The sequence below is a fragment of the Nocardioides xinjiangensis genome, from assembly GCF_017916385.1.
In the GTDB taxonomy this organism is placed as follows: domain Bacteria; phylum Actinomycetota; class Actinomycetes; order Propionibacteriales; family Nocardioidaceae; genus Nocardioides; species Nocardioides xinjiangensis.
In genome coordinates, this window is record NZ_JAFMSW010000001.1 from 1710695 (window position 1) to 1731616 (window position 20922).

Sequence of the window (20922 nt, forward strand, 5' to 3'; positions counted from 1 at the left end):
CGCGTGGAGCCCGCCGGCGGAGCGACGCGTGGTCAGGAACGCTGCACGGGCTCGGCGAACCAGATGGTGCGGTGGCTCCAGTCGCCCGGGCCGCGCCGCGTGCCCGAGCACACCAGGATGGCGAGCCGGTGCCGTCCGGTGGAGGCGTAGTAGGCCGGCGCCGTCCGCTCGGCCCGCACGTCCAACCGCCTCGTGACCCGGTAGCACAGCCGGTCCCCGCCCCCACCGGCGACGACCAGCCGGTCGCCGCGGCTCAGGGTGGACAGCAGCCGGTTGCCCAGCGCCAGGCCGTGGCTGCCGTCGCGCGGATAGGTGTGCGCCGTGAGCCTCATGACACCTCGAGGCGCACCCGCCGCGACCTGGCGGTCCCAGCCCACCTGCCACTTGCCGCGGTCGGTCAGGGGCGGTGTCCGCGGCACACCGCCGCGGTCCCGGCCCAGCGCCAGCACCCTCGTCGCACCCACGACCTCCCGGATCGTCATCTGCCGGGGAGCGAAGGCGCGGTCGCCGGTCCCGCAGGCCGGGCTCGTGGGAGCCGGGGCGGCGGCTCGGACCGGCGCCCCGACCGCCAGGCCGGGACCCGCCCCGGGACCGGCCAGCGCGGTGCCGGACAGTGCGGTGCCGGACAGCGCCGCGCCCGCGAGCACGGTGGCTGCGACGCGCAGCGTCCATCGAGTCGTGGCGTCCATCCGGCGGTCCGCTCAGTCCCGGCGGGCGTTGCCGCGCCCGGCGGAGCGGAAGCCGGTCCCGGGCAGCGCCGGCGGCGCGGAGACCCTCACCCCGGCGACGTCCCGATTGTCCGCGGGCCGGGTGTCCCGACCGCCCCTGACGGTGGCGACGTTGACGGTGCGGCCCGTGGCCGCCGCGGTGGCGCGGGCGACGAGGACGACGGCGGGAGTCCTCGCGCCGGGGCGCAGCGCGCTCGTGCGCGTGCACGCGGCGCGGTCGGCGCCCCGGTCGACCTCGCACTCCCAGCCCCGGCCCTTCGCCGAGAGCAGCTCGAGCCCACGCGGGAGCCGGTCGCGGACGACGATCGGCCCGGCCGCGACCGCAGGTCCCTTGTTGGAGACGCGCAGCGTGTAGCGGATCCGGTCGCCCACCAGCACCTTGCGACCGGAGACCACACGCTTCGCGAGGGCCAGGTCGACGTCGGAGGCGGCGACCGGGTTCGAGGTGCAGTCGGACTGGCCGGCACGTGCCGTCGGCGGCGTGCTGCACGACGTCGGCGGTGCCTGGCCGGGGTCGACGAGGTGGTTGACCAGCCGGTCGTCGCCTCGCCGGCCGTCCGGTCCGACCTCGACGGTGTAGGTCACGGTCGCGGTCGTCCCGGCGGGGACGGTGCCGGTGACCGAGATCCGTCCCGCGACCGGCGCCCCGGCCGCCAGGCCGGGAGTCGACGCGGTCGGACCCGCGACGAGCGCGGCGTCGTCCAGCACGCCACTGAGGTCGTCGACCCGGTGGACGCGGACCGGACCGGTGCCGGAGCCCTGGAAGTGCAGCGTGTACGTCACCCTCTCGCCGGCACGCACCGCGGTCCCGGCCGACGGCGCCACGGTCTTCCAGTCCACCAGGTCGCCGACGGGGTGCCTGGTCGTGGCAGGCGGCACCGGCGTGCACCCGGAGACGGTGCAGCCGACCTGCGGGGTGTCGGGGGCCAGCACGTTGAGGAGCGAGTTGTCACCGTGCTGGCCGGCCGGCCTCACGAGCACGACGTAGGTGACGGCGACGGTCTCCCCCGGGGCGAGCGGCCCGGTGACGCGCAGGCGGTCGCCCGTGCGGGTCGCCGTCACGGCCGGGTCGGAGCTGGTCGGCTCCTGCACCACCTCGGCGTCGTCGAGGACTCCGGACAGGTCGTCGGTGCTGTCCACGGCACCGACCGCCCGGCCGTCGTTGCTCCACGTCAGCGTGTAGGTGACCCGGTCCCCCGGCTGGACGGGCTGGCCGCCCGCGGGCGTGGCCGACTTGCCCGGCACCACGTGCGGCAGCGGCGTCACCACGGGGTCGGGCGTGCACTCCGCGAGGGCGCACCCGCTGACGGAGGCGATGTTGACGAGCCGGTGGTCCCCGAGGTTCGTCACCACGACGGAGTAGGCGACGCGCGCCGTCTCGCCGTGGGCGAGGGCGCCGGTCCAGGTGAGCTCGGGCTCGGAGAACGTCACCGCACCGGTGGAGGCGCTCGCGTCGTCGGCCCAGGTCGCGTCGTCGAGCACGCCCGCGAGGTCGTCCACGACCTCGGCCGGGTCGGCGCTGGTCCAGTCGCCCGCGCCGTCGTTGCGCACGGTGAGGGTGTAGGTGACGCGGTCGCCGGTGTCGGGGGACGCCGGCGAGGTCTGCTCCTTGTGCAGGGTGAGGTGGCGCACCGGGTTGGACGTCGTGGCCGGCGCGCAGGGCGTCGGGTCGCCCGGCTCGCACGCCAGCGCGTTGGTGAGGACGTGGTCGCCCTGGCGATCGAACGGCTTCACCGTCACCCGGTAGGTCACCGTGCGGGTCGCGCCGGCGGGCACGGTGCCCGTGACGGCGATGGTGTCCGGTGCTTCGGCCGGGTCCGGCGTGGCGGTGAGCCCGGCGCCGGCGGTGACGGACGCCTCGTCGAGCGTGGCGTCGTCCACGACCCGGCGGAGGTCGTCGGTGGTGTCCACGACGGCGGCAGCGGCGCCGGCGGTGTTGTCGAAGGTGAGCGTGTAGGTGAGCGTGTCACCCACCTCGACCGCGGTGCCGGACGCGGGGTCGACGGTCTTGCGGTGCACGAGCCCCGAGCCCGGGACGGACGCGGTGTCGCACGCCGCCGCGGGGTCCTGCGCCTCGGCGGCCGGGACGCAGGCGGTGTTGTCGAGAACCCGGTCGCCGGTGCCCCGGTAGGTCACGGTGTAGGTGACCTCCGCGGCGTCGCCGGGCGCACCCAGCACGCCGGTCCACGACAGCTCGTCGCCGTCGAGGGTCGCCTCGCCCACCGTGGCGGTGGGTACGCCGACGGTCCCGTCGTCGGTGACGTCGGAGAGGTCGTCGGTGAACGTCGCCGGGTGCTCGGCGGTGTAGCCGCCCGGGCCGGCGTTGGCGACCCGCACCGTGTAGGTCACGGTCTGCCCGACGGCGGGCAGGTCGGCGCGGTCGGCCGACTTGTCGAGGGTGAGCTTGGGCAGGTCGAAGGACTCGGTGCTGCAGGGCACCGTCGCGGTGGCGCAGTCCGGGGTGGGCCCCGGGTCGCGCGGGTCGGCCGGCTGCCAGGCGACGTTGCGCACGACCCCGTCGCCGCCGCCCTTCAGCACCACCTCGTAGGTGACCCGGACCTCCGTGCCGGCCCGCAGCGGCCCGGACCAGCTGAGCCGGGGCGCGTCGTACGTCGGGGCGGGACCCTGGTTGACGTTCGCGACGCCGGCGAACGTGGCGTCGTCGAGCACACCGGTGAGGTCGTCGACCACGGTCGCCGGGGCCGCGGCGGTGTAGTCGCCGGCCCCGTCGTTGCGCAGCCGGACCGTGTAGGTGACGGTGTCGCCCGGCTTGCTGTCCGCGGTCGCGTCCGAGGTCTTGCCCACCACCAGGTGGCGCACCGGGTTCGACGTGGTCGTCGGGTCGCACGGCTGGGGGTCACCGGGCTGGCAGGCCAGCGCGTTGGTGACGACGTGGTCGCCCTGGTCGGCGAAGGCCCGGACGCGCACCCTGTAGGTGACGGTCAGCACCTCCCCGGTCGGGACGGAGCCGGTGATCGTCAGCGCCTCGCCGCCCGCGTCGGGCGTCACGACCAGGCCGGCGTCGGCGCTGATCGAGTCGACGAGGAGGTCGGCGTCGTCGACGACGCCGGACAGGTCGTCGACCGTGTCCACGGTCGCCGCGGCGGGGCCGACGTTCTCGAAGGTCAGCGTGTAGGTGAGCACCTGGCCCTCCACGACCGAGGTGCCGGTGCGGGGGTCGACCTTCTTGGTCTGGCGCAGGCCCGATCCGGGGGTGTGCACCGTGCGGCAGGGCTCGTCGGGGTCGAGTGCCTCGTTGAGCGGGATGCAGGCGCGGTTGTCCACGACGAGGTTGCCGGTCTCCTCGTAGGTCAGCGTGTAGGTCACCGTCGCCGACTGGCCGGCGGGGAGTGCCCCGCTCCAGTCGAGGGTGTTCCCCACGAGGGTGGCGGTACCGGTCGATGCCGCGATGGACCCGTCGTCGAAGGTGGCGTCGTCGAGGACGTCGGAGAGGTCGTCGGTGAAGCTCGCCGGGGCCGACGCCGTGTAGTCGCCCGGACCGCGGTTGGTGACGGTGACCGTGTAGGTGATCTTGTTGCCCGCCGCGGGGAGCTGTGCCCGGTTGGAGGTCTTCCTGATCGTCAGCTTGGGCAGGTCGAACGACTCGGCGGCGCAGGCGCGGGGGGCGCCGGTGCACACCTCGTTGTCGACCTCGCCGTCGCCGCCGCCGCTCAGCGTGACGGTGTACTCGACGGTGACGCTCGCGCCGGCGGCGAGCGCTCCGGTCCAGGTCAGCCGCGGCGCGGCGTACGACGTGCTGCCGGCGCTGGCGGTGGCGGTGCCGTCGAAGTCGGCGTCGTCGAGCACGTCGCCGAGGTCGTCGACCAGCGTGGCCGGGTCGGTGGCGGTGAAGTCGCCGGTGCCGTCGTTGGTGGCCGTGACGGTGTAGGTCACCTGGTCGCCGGGCCGGCTGTCGGCGGTGGCGTCGGAGGTCTTGGTGACGGCGAGGTGGCGCACCGGGTTGGTCGTGGTCTCCGGCGCGCAACCGGCCGGCTCCCCGGGCTCGCAGGCCAGCACGTTGGTCAGCACGTGGTCGCCCTGGTCGGCCCACGGGAGGACCTGCACCCGGTAGGTGACCTCGAGGGTCTGCCCGGGCGGCACGCTGCCGGTCACGGCGATCGCGTCGCCGGAGGCGCTCGGGGTGGCGACGAGACCGGCGTCCGCGGTGACGGACGTCGGGTCCAGGACGGCGTCGTCGACGACGCCGTCGAGGTCGTCGGTGGTGTCGACGGTGGCCGGCGTCGGCCCGACGTTCTCGAACGCCAGGGTGTACGTCAGGACCTGCCCGGCCTCGACCGGCGTGCCGGAGGCGGGATCGACGGACTTGTCGTGCCGCAGGCCCGAGCCCGGGACCGACACGGTGCGGCAGGCCTCGTCGGCGTCGGCAGCCTCGGCGGCCGGCACGCATGCGCTGTTGCGCAGCACCTGGTCGCCGGCGCCGGTGTAGGTCAGCGTGTAGGTGACCGTGGCGCTCTGGCCGGCCGCCAGGGTCCCGGTCCAGGCGAGGGTCGAGCCGGACACGGTCGCGGTGCCGCGACTGGCCGTGACGTCGGCCTGCGCCAGCGTGGCGTCGTCGAGGACCTCACTGAGGTCGTCGGCGAACGTCGCGGGGTGGTCCGCCGTGTAGGCGCCGAGACCGGCGTTCGTCACGGTGACCGTGTAGCTGACCTGCTGCCCGACCGCGGGGAGCTGGGTGCGGTTCGCGGTCTTGGTGATGCTGAGCCTGGGCAGCTCGGTGGTGGTCGTCGCGCAGGGCCGCGCGGTCTGCGCGCAGTCGGGCGTCGGCGGGTTCGGGTCGCCCGGCGGCGGCACGAAGGCGGTGTTGCGGACGTGGCCGTCTCCGCCGCCCTCGAGGTCGACCGCGTAGGTGATCACCACCGAGGCCCCCGCTGCGAGCGGGCCGGACCAGGAGACCCGCGGCTCGGCGTACGCCGGGGCGGCGACGGCGGTGCCGCCGACGGTGGCGGTCGCGCCGCCGGCGTACGTGGCGTCGTCGAGCACCGCGGACAGGTCGTCGACCACCCGCGCCGGGTTGGCGGCGGTGAACGCGCCGCTGCCGGTGTTCGTGAGCGTGACGGTGTAGGTGACGGTGTCGCCGGGACCGCTGTCGGCGGTGGCGTCGGAGGTCTTGGTGAGCGTCAGCGCCGGGTTGAGCACGGTCACGCGGTGGTCCTCCACCTCGCCGACGGGGCCTGCGCCGGTCGGCTGGGGGTCGGCGATCGCGCCGCGCAGCAGCCGGAACCGGACGTAGGTGTCCTGCGTGGTCGTCACCGCACCGAGGTCCACGGTGTACGTCGCCGTCCCGGAGCCGGCAGGCACGGGGACCATCACGCGCTCGTCGGCGTCGAACGTGCCGGAGCGGTCACGGTCGAGCCAGGCGGCCAGCGTGGCGGGGTCGGCGAGGTCGTTGGTCACGCTGACCTCGGCCGACGACGGCTCGCCGCGAGTCACCGAGATCGGTGCGGCGACGGCGTCCTCGTCGTCGTTGCGGTTGGTGTCGTCGCCGTCCGCGGCCGCGGTGGGCTGCCCGTCGGCGTCGAACTCCACGTCGGCGCCCATCTTGAGCGACTGGGACGCGAAGTTGCGGGCGCCGTCCCTCGCCAGGGTGGTGCCGTAGGTGTCGGGGGCGTCGCCGTAGTCGTCGCACGACGTGGGGACGGGGGTGTCGCCGTCGCCGTCCACCAGGAACCCGGAGCCGGCGAACCCGCGCCAGATCGCGCCGACGGCGCTCCTGTTCTTGAACCACACCTGATAGCGGCTGCGGGTGTCGTTGTTGCCGCTAACCGTGCCGCTGAAGACCAGACGGCCGCCCGAACGGCTCACCGCCACCATGCTGCCCGGGGTGAGCGCGTAGTCCTCGACCTGGGTGTCCGGGACGAAGTCCGTGCGCTCGGTGGCGTCCATGTCGTTGATGGTCCACACCGAGTTGAAGGCCACCGGTGTGCTGGTCCCGGTCCGGACGAAGCTGAAGGTCACCGCCGTGGCGGCACCGCTGCCGTTGAGGTTCCACGCCGCGTCGTCGCCGGCCACGAAGAAGCCGTTGGCGTTGATCGTGCTTCCGGGGTTGCCGGTTGTGGCCACCGCATCGACGACCTCGCCCCTGACGACCGCGACCCGTGGGTACCTCGCGGAGGTGCCCGGGGCGCCCGCGCCGCTCTTGTCGGTGACCGAGTTGAAGGTCATCGCGTAGTACGGCTCCGCCACAGGCGAGCACGCCGCCGGGACGATGAGCCGCTCGACGAGCACCCGGTAGTCCTCGACCTCGCCGTCGGGGGCGATCCCGACGGGTGAGTGGACGGCCGACGCGTCGGTGCTGTAGCGGACCCGCACCAAGGCCTCGATGTCCGGCGGGTTCACGCCCTCGGTGAAGGTGATGATGTTGGCCCCGGCCACGACGGGCGCCGCGTCGACCTCGCGCTCGCCGTCGTCGCCGAAGTCGCCGTCGCCGTTCAGGTCGACCCACACGCTGACGAAGCCGGCCGAGGAGGCCGTGACGTCGAGCGTGTTGACGACCGGGTCCAGGGTGATGGCGTCCGTGCCGGTGCGCAGCACGGGCGCGGCGTACCCGAGCGAGGTGTTGAAGGCAACGCCGTCCTCGTCGTCGACGCCGGCGTTGTCGTCGCCGTCCGCGGCCGGGCCGGGCGCGCCGTCGTCGTCGAGGTCGATCCGGTCGCCGAGCATCACCGGCGCGGTCGAGCGGGCCGCGTCGTGGTCGGGGACGAGGTGGCGCGCACCGTTGTCCGCCGCCGTGGTGCCGGCCGTGTCCGGTGCGTCGCCGTAGTCGGCGCGAGGCACGACGACCACCGCGTGGTCCTCGACCTCGCCGGCGGTGCTGACGCCGGTCGGGCCGGCTACGGCGGCGGCGTTCGGACCGATGCGCAGCCGCATGAACGTCGGACCGGTGTCGGGGCGAGCCGGCACGTCCCAGGTGAGGGCGACGCTGGAGCCGGTGCAGCTCGGCTGGTCGGACCGCTCGCTCGGCTCGAAGGTGCCGTTGCCGTTCCAGTCGACCCAGCCGCTGACCACACCCGGGCCGGTGCAGGCGACGTCGGGCAGGGTGTACGACGTGCCGGGAGTGGGGCGCAGGCGCACCGGAGCGGCGAGCGCGTCCTCGTCGGCGCCGTCCGCGCCGGCGGCCGGCCCGGCCTGGTGTGCGCCCTCGGAGTCCACGGTGGCGCCGAGCCGGGGCGCCGGTTGGGTCGGCGAGGCGAGGGGTCGGGCGAAGAGCGCTGTGGTGCCCTGCGGCACCGGGTCACCGGTGAATCCGGGCGAGTACAGCGCACCGGCGTCGCCATAGCTGGCCGGGGCGTCCCCGAAGTCGTTGAAGAGCATGACGCCCAGGGCGATCGCCGACGCCCCACCGCCCTGGATCACCACGTCGGCGGAGGTTGCGCCTTCCATGAAGGCCACACCCGTAGGCCCGGAGGGGCAGGCCTGGGCGTTGCCTGCAAGGCGCAGGGTCTGGCCGGTACGCACCACGGCGGTGTCGTTGGTGCAGCCCGCCGTCCGTCCGCGGTCGATGATCCGCCAGTCGGCGCCGGCCGGGATGGTGGCCTGGACGTACTCGTTGGTGATGCTCTGCTCGGCATCGGCCATGACGAGACCGGCCAGCGGGACGGGGACCCCGTCGAGGGTGACGTCGCACGAGAGGTGGAAGAGGACCGGCCCGCCGCCGATCCACAGGCCCGAGATGAGCTGGTTGGCGCTGCCGGACTGGGCGCCGATGCGGTACATGTCGTCCAGGCCGTCACCACCCCAGTGGCCCGGCCGGTAGGCGGACAGCTTGTTGCTCGCGCCCTGGGCCCGGTCGTCGATGTCGGAGAGGGTGCAGGTGGTCGCCAGGGTCCCGCCCGCCACGACCCGCGTGTTGGTCCTGGTCAGCCCTGCGGGCGGGATCTTCTCCAGGTGCGCACCCCACTCGAACCAGTCGATGGCGCCCAGGTAGGTGCCCGTGCCGTGGGTGGCGTACCTCGCCTCGGCCGGCGAGGCCGTCAGCAGCGTCACCGGGACGACCGCGAGGAGCGCGCCGAGGAGCGACGTGACGACCGCCGCCGTCGACATCCGACGTCGGCGTCCCCGACGAGCAGTGCGACCGGACCGAGATGTACCCGAGTGCTTCACGATGCCTCTTCCCCCGTGCACGGGGAACCGGCAGTCCCCCGACAGACTACGACGACGGTAGGGGCAGGTCCTCGCTCACGTCCGGAGAACGAGGAAATCGGGCGAGGGTCGCTCCGCGACGGGAGGACCGGCAGCGGCGCCGGTCAGCCCTGCGCCATGTCGACGAAGCGCGAGTAGTGGCCCTGGAACGCGACGGTCAGGTCGCGGGTGGGGCCGTTGCGGTGCTTGGCGACGATGAGGTCGGCCTCGCCGGGGCGGGTCGACTCCTTCTCGTAGACGTCGTCGCGGTGCAGCAGGATCACCATGTCGGCGTCCTGCTCCAGCGACCCGGACTCGCGCAGGTCGCTCATCATCGGGCGCTTGTCACCACGCTGCTCGGGACCGCGGTTGAGCTGGGAGAGGGCGATGATCGGCAGCTCGAGCTCCTTGGCGAGGAGCTTGATGTTGCGGGAGAACTCCGAGACCTCGAGCTGGCGCGACTCGACCTTGCGGCCCGAGCTCATCAGCTGCATGTAGTCGATGACGATGAGCTTGAGGTCGTGGCGCTGCTTGAGGCGGCGTGCCTTGGCCCGGATCTCCATCATCGTCATGTTCGGGCTGTCGTCGATGAACATCGGCGCCCCGGAGACCTGGCCCATCTTGCGGGCGAGCTTCTCCCAGTCGTCGTCGCGCATCGTGCCGTTGCGGATGTGGTTGAGCGGCACCTTCGCCTCGGCCGAGAGCAGGCGCATCATGATCTCCGAGCGCGTCATCTCCAGGCTGAAGAAGACGCTCGTGAGGTTGTTGTGGATCGACGCTGCGCGACAGAAGTCCAGGGCGAGCGTCGACTTCCCCATGGCGGGACGGGCCGCGACGATGATCATCTGGCCGGAGTGGAGGCCGTTGGTGAGGTCGTCGAGGTCGGCGAAACCGGTGGGCACGCCGTAGAGGCCGGCCTCCCGGTTGCCGATCATCTCGATCTCGTCGAGGACGCCGCTCATGATGTCGCTCAGCGGGGCGTAGTCGAGGGTCGCGCGCCGGTCGGTGACCTTGTAGACCTCGGCCTGCGCGCTGTCGACGACGTCGTCGATCTGTCCCTCGCCGGCGTAGCCGAGCGCGGCGATGCGGGTGCCGGCCTCCACGAGGCGGCGCAGCACCGCCTTGTCGCGCACGATCTCGGCGTAGTAGCCGGCGTTGGCCGCGATCGGCACGTTGGCCGACAGCGTGTGGAGGTAGGGCGCGCCACCGATGCGCTGCAGCTCGCCGCGCTTCTGCAGCTCGGCCGCGACCGTGATCGGGTCGGCCGGCTCGCCGCGGCCGTAGAGGTCGATGATCGCGTCGTGGATGACCTCGTGGGCCGGCCGGTAGTAGTCGACGCCCTTGATCACCTCGACGACGTCGGCGATCGCGTCCTTGGAGAGCAGCATCGAGCCGAGCACGCTCTGCTCGGCCGCGTTGTCCTGGGGCGGCGTGCGGTCGCCGGCCGAGCGCGGCGACTCCCCCGGCTCGTAGGCCGCGGGACCGTCGCCCCACGCCTCGTCGGTGTCTCCCCCGAAAGCGATGCTCACCGGCGCTCCTCCCCTGTCCACTGATCCTGTCCGCCGACCGCCTGCCACGACCCTGCCGACGACGGTAGGGACGACCACCGACACCGCCGACGGCCTTCGCACGCCCCGGGAGCCGGATCCCGGAGACCTCGTCCGCGCGAGACCGTACGTGCTCCGCGGCCGTGGGGGGAAGCCGGCGGCGCCGACTTGTCCACAGGCTCTGTGGACAAGCTGGGCACTCAGGTGGACGACACGCGCGCGGAGGTGCACACGCCGTGGAACCGGCTGTGGAGAAGCCGGGGCCGGTGCCGATGATGCGCCGTCTGACCTGCGCAAACTCGGTCCCCAGCCTGTGGATCGAAATTCCTTGGTCGGCTCGGTCGTTCACCTGTCCGACATCTGGGAGATGCCGGGCGCTGGGTCGCCACCGACGCGTGACGACCGACACCGGCGGCGTCATCCACACGGCCATTCACAGGTAGTCCGAAGAGACTATGGACACGTCCGGCCGGCCGACCGGCCGTCGCTGCACGCGGCCGGTGGCACGGTCCCTAGGCTGGGCCGCGTGAGGGCGGTCGACCGGGAGATCCTGCGCCTGGCCGTGCCCGCCTTCCTCGCGCTGGTCGCCGAGCCGCTGTTCCTGATCTCCGACGCCGCGATCGTCGGCCACCTCGGCACCCCCGAGCTGGCCGGGCTCGGCGTCGCGGCGGTGGTGCTCCAGACCGTGGTGGGCCTGTGCGTGTTCCTCGCCTACGGCACGACCGCCAGCGTCGCGCGCCACCTCGGTGCCGGCGACCTGCGCGCCGCCCTGGCGCAGGGCGTCGACGGCGTCTGGCTGGCGGTCGTCATCGGCACGATCGCCACCGTCGGCGGTGTCCTGGCGACCCCGGCTCTCGTGGGCGCCTTCCACACCGGCGCGGACGTCGCCGAGCACGCCGAGACCTACCTGGCCATCGCGTTCCTCGGCACCACGCCCCTGCTGGTCATGCTGGCCGCGACAGGCGTGCTCCGCGGCCTGCAGGACACCCGCACGCCGCTGCTGGTCGCTGTCGTCGGCAACGGCCTCAACATCGTCCTCAACGTCGTGCTGGTCCACGGCCTCGACATGGGGATCGCCGGGTCGGCCCTCGGCTCGGTCGCCGCACAGGTGATCAGTGCCGGCTGGTTCCTCGTCGTGGTCGTCCGCGCGGCGCGCGAGCACGGGGCGCCCCTGAGCCCGGACCGCGCCGGCATCCTGGCTGCCGCCCACGCCGCCGTGGCGCTCGTCGTCCGCACCGTCGCGCTGCGCGCCTGCCTGCTCGTGGGCACGTACGCCGTCACGCGCGTCGGCACGCAGGCCAGCGACGTCAACGTGGCCACGCACCAGGTCGCGATCACGCTGTGGAGCTTCCTCGCCTTCGCCCTCGACGCCATCGCCATCGCCGCGCAGGCGCTCACGGGGCGGGCGCTGGGCAGCGGCGACGTCGACGGCACTCGTCGACTCACCCGACGGATGGTCGCGTGGGGCTGGGGCAGCGGCATCGTCGCCGGGCTCGGTCTCGCAGCCGTCTCGCCCTTCATCGGCGCGCTGTTCACCAGCGACCCCGCGGTGCGCGACCTGCTCGTGCCCGTGCTGCTGGTCGCCGCGCTCGGGCAGCCGGTCGCCGGCGTGGTCTTCGTGCTCGACGGCGTCCTCATCGGCGCCGGCGACGGCACCTACCTGGCCTGGGCGGGCATCGTCGTGCTGGCGCTGTACGCCCCGGCGGCCCTGTGGGCGGCCACGCTCCCGCACGGGGTGGTGGCCGTCTGGGTGGCGATGACCGTCGTGTTCATGGGCGCCCGGTGGGTGCTGCTCTCCCGACGGGCACGGAGCGACCGCTGGCTCGTGACCGGAGCGAGCGTCGTTCGTTAGGCCGTGCAGTCCTCGCCGGAGGACTGAGTCGAGACGAGGGGGGACCATGGCAGGCCACAGGATCGCGGCCCGGCTGGGAGTGCTGGCGCTGCTCGCGGGGGCGCTCGTGCCGCTCGGCGCCGCGCCCGTGAGCGCCCAGCCCGGGTGCGTCGACGAGACCTCGCCCGGCATCCTGCAGAACGGCTGCGACGACAGCACCCCGCCCGAGACCACCCTCACCGCGTCCGCGACGCCGAACGCGGCCGGACTCGTCGCCGTGCCGTCGATGACCTTCGCCCTCGGCTGGCAGGTCTCCGACGGCGACGCCGGACCCTTCGGCCTCGAGTGCCGGCTCACCGGCGGCCCGCAGGCGCACGACTGGCGGGCGTGCACCAGCCCCGTGACGTACGCGGGCCTGCCGGACGCCCCGGCCGGCACGTACGTCTTCGCGGCGCGCGCCGTCGACCTCGGCGACCGGGCCCGCACCCCCGACGTCGCGCCGCTGCTGCCACCCGCCGTCGAGGACACGCCCGACGAGGACCCCACGCCCGCGACGCTGACGTGGGGCCAGGACACCACGGCGCCGTTCGTCTACGTGACCAGCACCTCCTACGACGAGGCGACGCCCACGCAGCCGGTGGTGACCGGCGCGAGCGTGCCGATCAGGATCAACACCAGCGAGCCCGGCTCGACGTTCGAGTGCACCGACAACGGCCGTGCCGTGGCCTGCGCGGGCGGCCGCTGGCAGCTCGAGCACCCGCGGTCGGGCCGTCACACCTTCGCCGCGCGGACGATCGACCGTGCCGGCAACGCCAGCGCGTGGTCGGCGCCCATCGAGTTCTTCGTCCCGCGCAACGTGACCCGGCAGCGGGGCTGGAGGAAGCTGCGCGACGCGGCCTGGTTCCGCGGGGACGCCGTCACGGCGTCGCGGCGTGGCGCCCGGCTGGTGATGCCGCGCGCCGACGTCGGCGAGCTGCGCCTGATCGCGCCGAGCGGCCCGCGCTACGGCAAGGTGCGGTTGCGCGTGGGCAAGCGTGACTGGCACGTGGTCGACCTCGCCGGCACGAAGGCGGCCCTGCGCCAGCACGTCGTCATCGACCGCTACTCGGGCATGCGGACCGGCCGGATCGTCATCGAGTCGCTGAGCGACAAGCGGGTCGTGATCGACGCGGTCGTCGCGCGCCCGAACCGGTTCCCCGCGGCGACCCGCCGCCACACCCGCTGAAAGCCCCCTGAAAGCCTTCCGGGGTTACGTCTCCGTTACGGAAGAAGTTCCAGGTCAGGAATTCGTTGACACCTGCCCCACCGGTGACTTCAGATACAGGGGCTCCACCACCCTCCGCCTGCACCGCTACGTGTCTCGTCCTCGGGGTCGCTTCGTGCTGCAGTCGGGCCATCCTGAGTCGAACGGGGAATACGCGTGATCCGTCGTACCATCGCGGCCGGCGCTGCCACCAGCGTCGCTGCCGCACTACTCGCGCCGTGGGGGGTGGCGGCCACCGCGGCCGACCTCGACCCCGGCCGGCTGACACCGGCGAAGGCGTCGCCGGCGAAGGCGCTGAAGAAGGGCACGGTGCTCGAGCTGGGCACCGGGACCGCGCCCGAGACGTACATCGTCCAGCTGGACGCGCCGGCCGTCCCGACGCGCGAGCAGGCCGAGGACCGCGGCCTCGCCGCCGCCGCCGACTCCGAGTCGGCCTACCGGAGGGGGCTCAAGGCCGAGCAGGCCGACCTGGTCTCCTCCATCTCCCGGGTGACCGGCCGCCCCGCCAAGGTGCTCCACCGCTACACCGAGGCGCTCAACGGCATCGCGGTGCAGCTCACCCGCGGCCAGGCGCAGAAGGTCGCCGGGATCGACGGCGTCTCCGCCGTGCAGGTCGACTTCGAGCGCCAGCTCACCACGGACAAGGGACCCGAGTGGATCGGCGCGCCGACCATCTGGGACGGCTCGAACGTGCCCGCCGGCTTCGAGGGCACGAAGGGCGAGGGCGTCGTCGTCGGCATCCTCGACTCCGGCATCAACCCCGCCAACCCGTCCTTCGCGGACGTGGTCCCGGCCGAGGACGGCGGTGACGGCTACGACCACACCAACCCGCTCGGCGCGGGCACGTACCTCGGCATGTGCGACCCGGCCAACGCCGCCCAGTACGTCGCGGACTGGGGCTGCAACGACAAGCTGATCGGCTACTACAACTTCGAGAACCCCGCCACCGGTGGCAACCCGTTCGACGACCCCTACGACGACGACGGCCACGGCAGCCACACCGCCAGCACCACCGCCGGCAACCAGGTCGAGGCCACGGCCTACTCGGCGAGGGGCACCGAGCACGAGTTCTCCGTTACGTCGACGATCAAGGGCGTCGCACCCCACGCCAACATCATCGGCTACGACGTGTGCGACGGCGGCTGCCAGGGCTACTCGATCCTGGCCTCGATCAACCAGGCGATCCTCGACGGGGTCGACGTCATCAACTACTCGATCGGGTCCAGCGCCCCGTCGAACCCGTGGACCGATGCCGACGCGGTGGGCTTCCTCAACGCCCGCGCCGCCGGCATCCACGTGGCGACCTCCGCCGGCAACGACGGGCCCGGCGAGGCCACGCTCGGCAGCCCCGGCGACGTCCCGTGGATGACGACGGTCGGCGCGACCACGCACGACCGGAAGTACGTCGCCTCGGTCACCGACATCAGCGCCACCGACGGAGCCACCCTGCCCGACATCGCCGGTGCCGGCCTGGCCGGCGCGACCGACGGCACCTTCCCGGTCGTGTACGCCGGTGCGGCGCCGTACAACAACCCGCAGTGCGGCCTGCCGCCGGACAGCACGCCGGCCGGCACCTTCCCGGCGGGGACGGACCTCAGCGGCCTCATCATCATCTGCGACCGCGGCGGCAACGGCCGGGTCGAGAAGGGCGAGAACGTCGAGTCCCTCGGCGCCGAGGGCATGATCCTGGCGAACGACCAGGCCAGCGGCACCTCGCTCAACGGTGACGCGCACGCCCTGCCGGCCGCGCACATCACCTACGCCGACGGGCAGGCGCTCAAGTCGTTCATCGCCGCCCACCCCGGCACCGAGGCCGCCCTGTCCGGCTCCGTGGCCGACGTCGCCGACGAGAACGGCGACATCATGGCCGCCTTCTCCAGCCGCGGTCCCAACCGCGCGCTGTCCTCGATCAGCCCGTCCGTGTCCGCGCCCGGCGTGGACATCCTCGCCGCCGCCGGCGCGGAGAACAGCGTCGAGTGGCACTTCATCTCGGGCACCTCGATGGCGAGCCCCCACACGGCTGGCGCCTTGGCGCTGCTGCGGGGCATGCAGCTCGACGACGAGGACGCGTGGACCCCCGCCGAGGCGCAGTCGGCGCTGATGACCACCGCGGAGCGCGACATCACCGACTCCGACGGCACGGCGGCCGACTGGTTCGACATGGGCTCGGGCCGCATCGAGCTCCGCCGCGCGGCCAAGGCCGGCCTCGTGCTCGACGAGGACCTCGCCGGCTACCAGGCCGCCGACCCCGCCAAGGGCGGCGACGTGCGCGACCTCAACACCGCCAGCATGGCCGACGACGAGTGCCTGCAGACCTGCGGCTGGACGCGTACGTTCACCGGCACCGCGACCGGTGCCGGCACGTGGACCGTGTCCGTGGAGGACCTCTCCGAGGGCATCACGCTCGACACCGACGTCGAGTCCATCGAGGTGACCGACGGCGGCACCGCCGACGTCACCGTCACCGCGACGGTCGACAACGGCGCGGCGACCGACGAGTGGCTGTTCGGCACCCTGGTGCTGACGCCCCCCGCCGGCTCCGAGGCACCGGTGGCCCACCTGCCCGTGGGCGTGCTGCCCTCGGCGGGCGTGCTGCCCACCTCGATCGACGTCACGACCCGTCGTGACGCCGGCTCGCAGCTCACCACGGACCTCGAGGCCATCGCGATCACCGACCTGCAGGTCGACGCGAGCGGCCTGGTCCCCGAGGACCGCACCGAGCTGTCCATCTTCGCGGACTCGACGAACACCGACCCGTACGACGGCAACGGCACGCACGTCGAGATGATCGACGTGCCTGCGGGCGCCACCAGCCTGATCGCGAGGCTGCAGGACCCGACGGCGCCCGACTTCGACCTCTACGTCGGTCGGGGCGAGGTCAGCGCCGCCAACGAGATCGCGATGAGCGCCAGCGCCGGCTCCGACGAGGCGATCACGATCGCCGACCCCGAGCCGGGCACCTACTGGGTCCTGGTGCAGAACTGGGAGGCCTCCACGGCCGGCGGGACCGACACCACCGACCTCGTCACCGCGGTGGTGGCCGGCGACCAGGGCAACCTGTGGGCCGAGGGTCCTGAGGGCCCCGTCCCTGCCGCCACCCCGTTCGACATCCGCACCTTCTGGGACGAGAACGAGATGGACGCCGGGGAGACCTGGCACGGCACGCTGACCCTCGGCACCTCGCCAGCGACCCCGGGCGACATCGGGGTCGTCCCGGTGACCGTGTCCCGGGTGGCCGACGACGTGACCAAGACGGCCGACACGACCGAGGCGGCACCGGGTGACACCATCACCTACACCGTCGACGTCGCGCCCAACGTCTCGCAGGAGGACCTGACCTACTCCATCACCGACGCGCTCCCCGAGGGCACGACGTACGTCGAGGGCTCCGCCACCGACGGCGCCACCTTCGCCGACGGCGTCGTGTCGTGGAGCGGTGTCCTCGACTCCACCTACGGCGAGGAGGGCAACTACACGCTGACCACCAGCGCGGACGACCCCGAGGCCTGCGAGCCGGGCTACCTCGACCTCGCGTCCCTGGGCATCCCCGCCCAGGACGCGGTGGTGGGCGACACCGAGACGTTCTCGGCCTTCGGCTCGGGCACCTTCGGGTTCTACGGCCAGGACCACAAGGGCCTGACGTTCTCCGACGACGGCTTCCTCGTCTACGGCGACGGCTACGCCGGCTCGCCGTGGGTCCCGCAGTCAGTTCCCAACGCCGCCGCGCCCAACGACGTGGCAGCCCTGCTCTGGCAGGACATGGAGATCCGCTACGACGCCGCCTCCGGCGCCGGGGTGACGCTGGCCAGCACGGCCGGCGCCAACGGGGTGCTCGACCCGGGCGAGATCGCGATCGTCGAGTACGACGACATGCGCCTCTACGACGACGACGCGGGCGCCGGTGGGCAGCTGGACATGCAGGTCATCGCGACGGCCGGCAGCAACGACCTCGTGTTCGTCTACGACAACGTGGACGCGGGAGCGATCCTCGACGACGTCACCATCGGCACCGAGAACGCCGACGGCACCGTGGGCGCGGCGCTCATCAACGCCGGCGACGCCTCCGCGGTGATCGAGGACGACCTCGCCGTCTGCGCGACGTACTCCGAGCCGGAGGCGGAGGGGGCCAGCTTCAGCTACCAGGTCACCGTCGACCCGACCGTGGGTGAGAAGGACCTGACCAACAAGGTCGTCCACACCACCGACGACCCCGGCGCGAAGCCCGTCACGGCCCGGCACACCGTGCGGATCACGGGCTCCGCCGTGCGCACCAACGTGGCGCTGTCGCTGGACCCGACCACCATCGAGACCGGAGGCACCACCACCGCCACCGCGCAGGTGTTCAGCACCGGCCCGAAGGCGCCGACGGGCACCGTGGAGTTCTGGGCGGGCACCCGCCTGGCCGGCACGGGCACCCTCGACGCCACCGGGAGGGCGACCGCCACCCTGTCGGGCTTCGCCACTGCCGGGACCGTCCCGGTGACGGCGAAGTACCTCGGTGACGCCGCCAGCGCGCCGGCCACCTCGGCACCGGTCAACCTGGCCGTCACCGCGAACGGTCCGGTCGACAAGGCCCGGGCCAAGATCGCCACCAAAGTGGTCAAGCCGGTCGAGGTCGGAACCCGGGTCAAGCTGCGGGTCACCGTGCGGGCACGGGACATCGTGCCGAGCGGCACGGTGAGGATCGTGGTCCGCGGAGCCGGCCAGGAGAAGACCTGGACCGAGACGTTGAACGACCGGGGCAGGACCAAGGTCGTGCTGCCGAAGTTCACGAGGACCGGGAAGGTCAAGGTCCGCGTCGTGTACGCCGGCGACGCCGCGACCGAGCCGGCCACGAAGGACATCCGGTTCCGGGTGGTCGACCGGCGCACCGTGCGCTGAGGTGGAGTGAGCTCCAACGAAGGGGCCGTCGGTGCGATGCACCGGCGGCCCCTTCGCCATGTCGGACCCTTCGCCATGTCGGACCCTTCGCCATGTCGGACCCTTCGCCATGTCGGACCCTTCGCCATGTCGGACCCTTCGCCATGTCGGTCATGCTGGTGACATGACGGTCGTCCGTGCCTGGGTCCTGGCGGCGGCGTGCTGCCTGGCCCTCGCGGGGTGCGCCGACGGTCCCGCTCAGCCGCCCGAGAAGGAGACCCCCGTGGACGAGCCGTCCTCCGCGCCCTCGACGGCGTCCCCGCCCCCCTCGGCGGTCCAGCAGTCCGTCGCGGACCTGGCTTCGAGCCTCGGCCTCCCCGCCGACGAGGTCGAGGTCGTGTCGGTCGAGGAGGTCACCTGGCGCAACGGGAGCCGCGGCTGCGCCCGTGCCGGCATGGCGTACACCCAGGCGCTGGTCGACGGCTCACGGATCGTCCTGCGCGCCGGCGGCCGGACGTACGAGTACCACGCGGGCGGGCGCCGACCACCGGAGCGGTGCGACGAGCCGACGGAGTGAGCGCGACGCACCCCGGGACGCCGAACGGCCCGCCGCCTCCGAGGAGGCAGCGGGCCGTCGGGTGCTGCGTGACGTCGGCGGTCAGGCCGGGACGACGTTGAGGGCCACCGTGGCGGACACCTCGTCGTGGAGCTTGACCGTCACCTCGTGGGCACCGAGCGACTTGATCGGGTTGGCCACGACGATCGTGCGGCGGTCCACCGTCTCGCCGGAGACGGCGGTGACCGCGTCGGCGATCTCGGCGGTGGTGACGGCGCCGAACAGGCGACCACCCTCACCGGCACGCACCTTCACGTTGACCGCGTTGGCCTCGAGCTTGCCCTTGATCTCCTGGGCGTGGCTCTCGTCGCGGGCCGCGCGGCTCGCGCGGGCGGACTTGATCGACTCGATGGTCTTCTCGCCACCGCGGGTCCAGCGGATGCCGAGGCCGCGGGGGACGAGGTAGTTGCGGCCGTAGCCGTCCTTGACCTCGACCACGTCGCCGGGGGCGCCGAGGCCGTCGACCTCCTGGGTCAGGATGAGCTTCATGTCCCGTGCTCCTCTCAGCGACCGGTGGACGTGTAGGGCAGCAGGGCCAGCTCGCGCGCGTTCTTGACGGCGATGGCCACGTCGCGCTGGTGCTGGACGCAGTTGCCGGTCACGCGGCGGGCGCGGATCTTGCCGCGGTCGGAGATGAACTTGCGGAGCAGCGTGGTGTCCTTGTAGTCGACACCGGTCGCCTTCTCCTTGCAGAACTGGCAGACCTTCTTCTTCGGCTTGCGCAGAATTGCCTTGGCCATTGTGGTGCTCCCTTTCAGTGAGCCCGGCCCTGAAGGCAATCAGGGACGGAATGGTGATGGATGAAAGTGTCCTCGGGCCCCAGGCAGCGTGCTGCATGTGGCCGAGGGGATCAGAAGGGCGGCTCGTCGTTCCCGCCGCTGACCCCGGGCGTGGCCCAGGGATCGTTGGTCGGAGCGGACTGGCCGCCACCCTGGGACTGACCGCCCCAGCCGCCGCCACCCTGGGAGGGAGCCGGGCTGGCCCACGGGTCGTCGGCCGGCGCGGACTGACCGCCGCCGCCCGAGTAGCCGCCGCCGGAGTAGCCGCCACCGCCGCCCTGCCGCGTCGTCTTGGTGACCTTGGCCGATGCGTTGCGCAGCGACGGGCCGACCTCCTCGACGTCGATCTCGAACACGGTGCGCTTCTCACCCTCGCGGGTCTCGTACTGACGCGACTTGAGGCGACCCTGGACGATCACGCGCATGCCCCGCTGGAGGGACTCGGCGACGTTCTCCGCTGCCTGCCGCCACACCGCGCAGGAGAGGAACAGCGTGTCGCCGTCCTTCCACTCGTTGCTCTGGCGGTCGAAGGTGCGCGGCGTCGAGGCGATCCGGAAGTTGGCGACGGGCGCCCCCGAGGGGGTGAACCGCAGCTCCGGGTCGTCGACGAGGTTGCCGATGACGGTGATCGTGGTCTCGCCTGCCATGTCAGGTCTCCTCAGAATGTCCTGCTGCTGATCCGGGGTCCGCCCCCGGCGATGCGCCCATCAAACAGGCACGCACCGACGGCGGGAAGGGTCTTTCCACAGACGCCCGTGGGCGGTCAGTGGGCGTCGGGACGCATGACCTTCGTGCGCAGGATCGACTCGTTCAGCGTGAGCTGGCGGTCGAACTCCTTGACCGTCGCGGGCTCGGCCGTCAGGTTGATGACGGCGTAGATGCCCTCGGCGTTCTTCTTGATCTCGTACGCCATCCGGCGACGACCCCACACGTCGAGCGACTCGATCGAGCCACCGTCCTTGCGGATCACGTTGAGGTACTTGTCGAGCGACGGCTCGATGGTGCGCTCGTCGAGACTCGGGTCGAGGATGACCATCACTTCGTAGGCACGCACAGCGTCTCCACCTCCTCTGGGCTAGAGCGGCCACGGGCTCTCCGTGGCAGGAGGACTCTGCGTTCGTGGCCGCGACACCGGTCGCACGCCACGGTCGCCCGAAG

The 20922-nt window shown here is 72.8% G+C and carries 11 protein-coding genes; 4 read left to right on the plus strand and 7 right to left on the minus strand.

Annotation, left to right across the window (positions count from 1 at the left end; genetic code table 11):
• Positions 1–32 precede the first annotated feature (32 nt).
• The 3 genes from J3P32_RS08150 to dnaB all read right to left on the minus strand — a co-directional run bounded on the left by J3P32_RS08150 (position 33) and on the right by dnaB (position 10390).
• Positions 33–689 (minus strand): class F sortase, encoded by a 657-nt coding sequence (locus J3P32_RS08150; protein ID WP_210439308.1) that lies wholly within the window; start codon positions 687–689, stop codon positions 33–35.
• 12 nt (positions 690–701) lie between these two features.
• A complete protein-coding gene (locus tag J3P32_RS08155) occupies positions 702–8789 on the minus strand; it encodes a CshA/CshB family fibrillar adhesin-related protein (protein ID WP_210439309.1) in 8088 nt (2695 codons plus the stop codon).
• Positions 8790–8992: 203 nt separating this feature from the next.
• Positions 8993–10390: a replicative DNA helicase gene (gene dnaB / locus J3P32_RS08160; RefSeq protein ID WP_210440702.1), complete on the minus strand. Its 1398-nt coding sequence runs from the start codon at positions 10388–10390 to the stop codon at positions 8993–8995.
• A 550-nt stretch (positions 10391–10940) separates the two neighbouring features.
• Here dnaB and J3P32_RS08165 point away from each other — a divergent pair.
• The 4 genes from J3P32_RS08165 to J3P32_RS08180 all read left to right on the plus strand — a co-directional run bounded on the left by J3P32_RS08165 (position 10941) and on the right by J3P32_RS08180 (position 18946).
• The gene (locus J3P32_RS08165) at positions 10941–12266 is read left to right on the plus strand and encodes an MATE family efflux transporter (RefSeq protein WP_307807801.1); all 1326 of its coding nucleotides are present in this window, start codon (positions 10941–10943) and stop codon (positions 12264–12266) included.
• Positions 12267–12312: 46 nt separating this feature from the next.
• Positions 12313–13470 (plus strand): hypothetical protein, encoded by a 1158-nt coding sequence (locus J3P32_RS08170; protein ID WP_210439310.1) that lies wholly within the window; start codon positions 12313–12315, stop codon positions 13468–13470.
• Between the two features lie 195 nt (positions 13471–13665).
• Positions 13666–18390: a S8 family serine peptidase gene (locus J3P32_RS08175; protein ID WP_210439311.1), complete on the plus strand. Its 4725-nt coding sequence runs from the start codon at positions 13666–13668 to the stop codon at positions 18388–18390.
• Positions 18391–18553: 163 nt separating this feature from the next.
• Positions 18554–18946 (plus strand): hypothetical protein, encoded by a 393-nt coding sequence (locus tag J3P32_RS08180; RefSeq protein WP_210439312.1) that lies wholly within the window; start codon positions 18554–18556, stop codon positions 18944–18946.
• 81 nt (positions 18947–19027) lie between these two features.
• Here J3P32_RS08180 and rplI read toward each other — a convergent pair whose 3' ends face one another.
• The 4 genes from rplI to rpsF all read right to left on the minus strand — a co-directional run bounded on the left by rplI (position 19028) and on the right by rpsF (position 20818).
• The gene (gene rplI / locus J3P32_RS08185) at positions 19028–19474 is read right to left on the minus strand and encodes a 50S ribosomal protein L9 (RefSeq protein ID WP_210439313.1); all 447 of its coding nucleotides are present in this window, start codon (positions 19472–19474) and stop codon (positions 19028–19030) included.
• A gap of 14 nt (positions 19475–19488) precedes the next feature.
• Positions 19489–19725 carry a 30S ribosomal protein S18 gene (gene rpsR / locus J3P32_RS08190; RefSeq protein ID WP_056603689.1) on the minus strand — a complete coding sequence of 79 codons (237 nt, stop codon included), beginning with the start codon at positions 19723–19725 and terminating at the stop codon, positions 19489–19491.
• A 110-nt stretch (positions 19726–19835) separates the two neighbouring features.
• Positions 19836–20411, minus strand: a complete 576-nt coding sequence (locus J3P32_RS08195; RefSeq protein ID WP_210439314.1) for a single-stranded DNA-binding protein — start codon at positions 20409–20411, stop codon at positions 19836–19838.
• Between the two features lie 116 nt (positions 20412–20527).
• A complete protein-coding gene (gene rpsF, locus J3P32_RS08200; RefSeq protein ID WP_210439315.1) occupies positions 20528–20818 on the minus strand; it encodes a 30S ribosomal protein S6 in 291 nt (96 codons plus the stop codon).
• Positions 20819–20922: the final 104 nt, after the last annotated feature.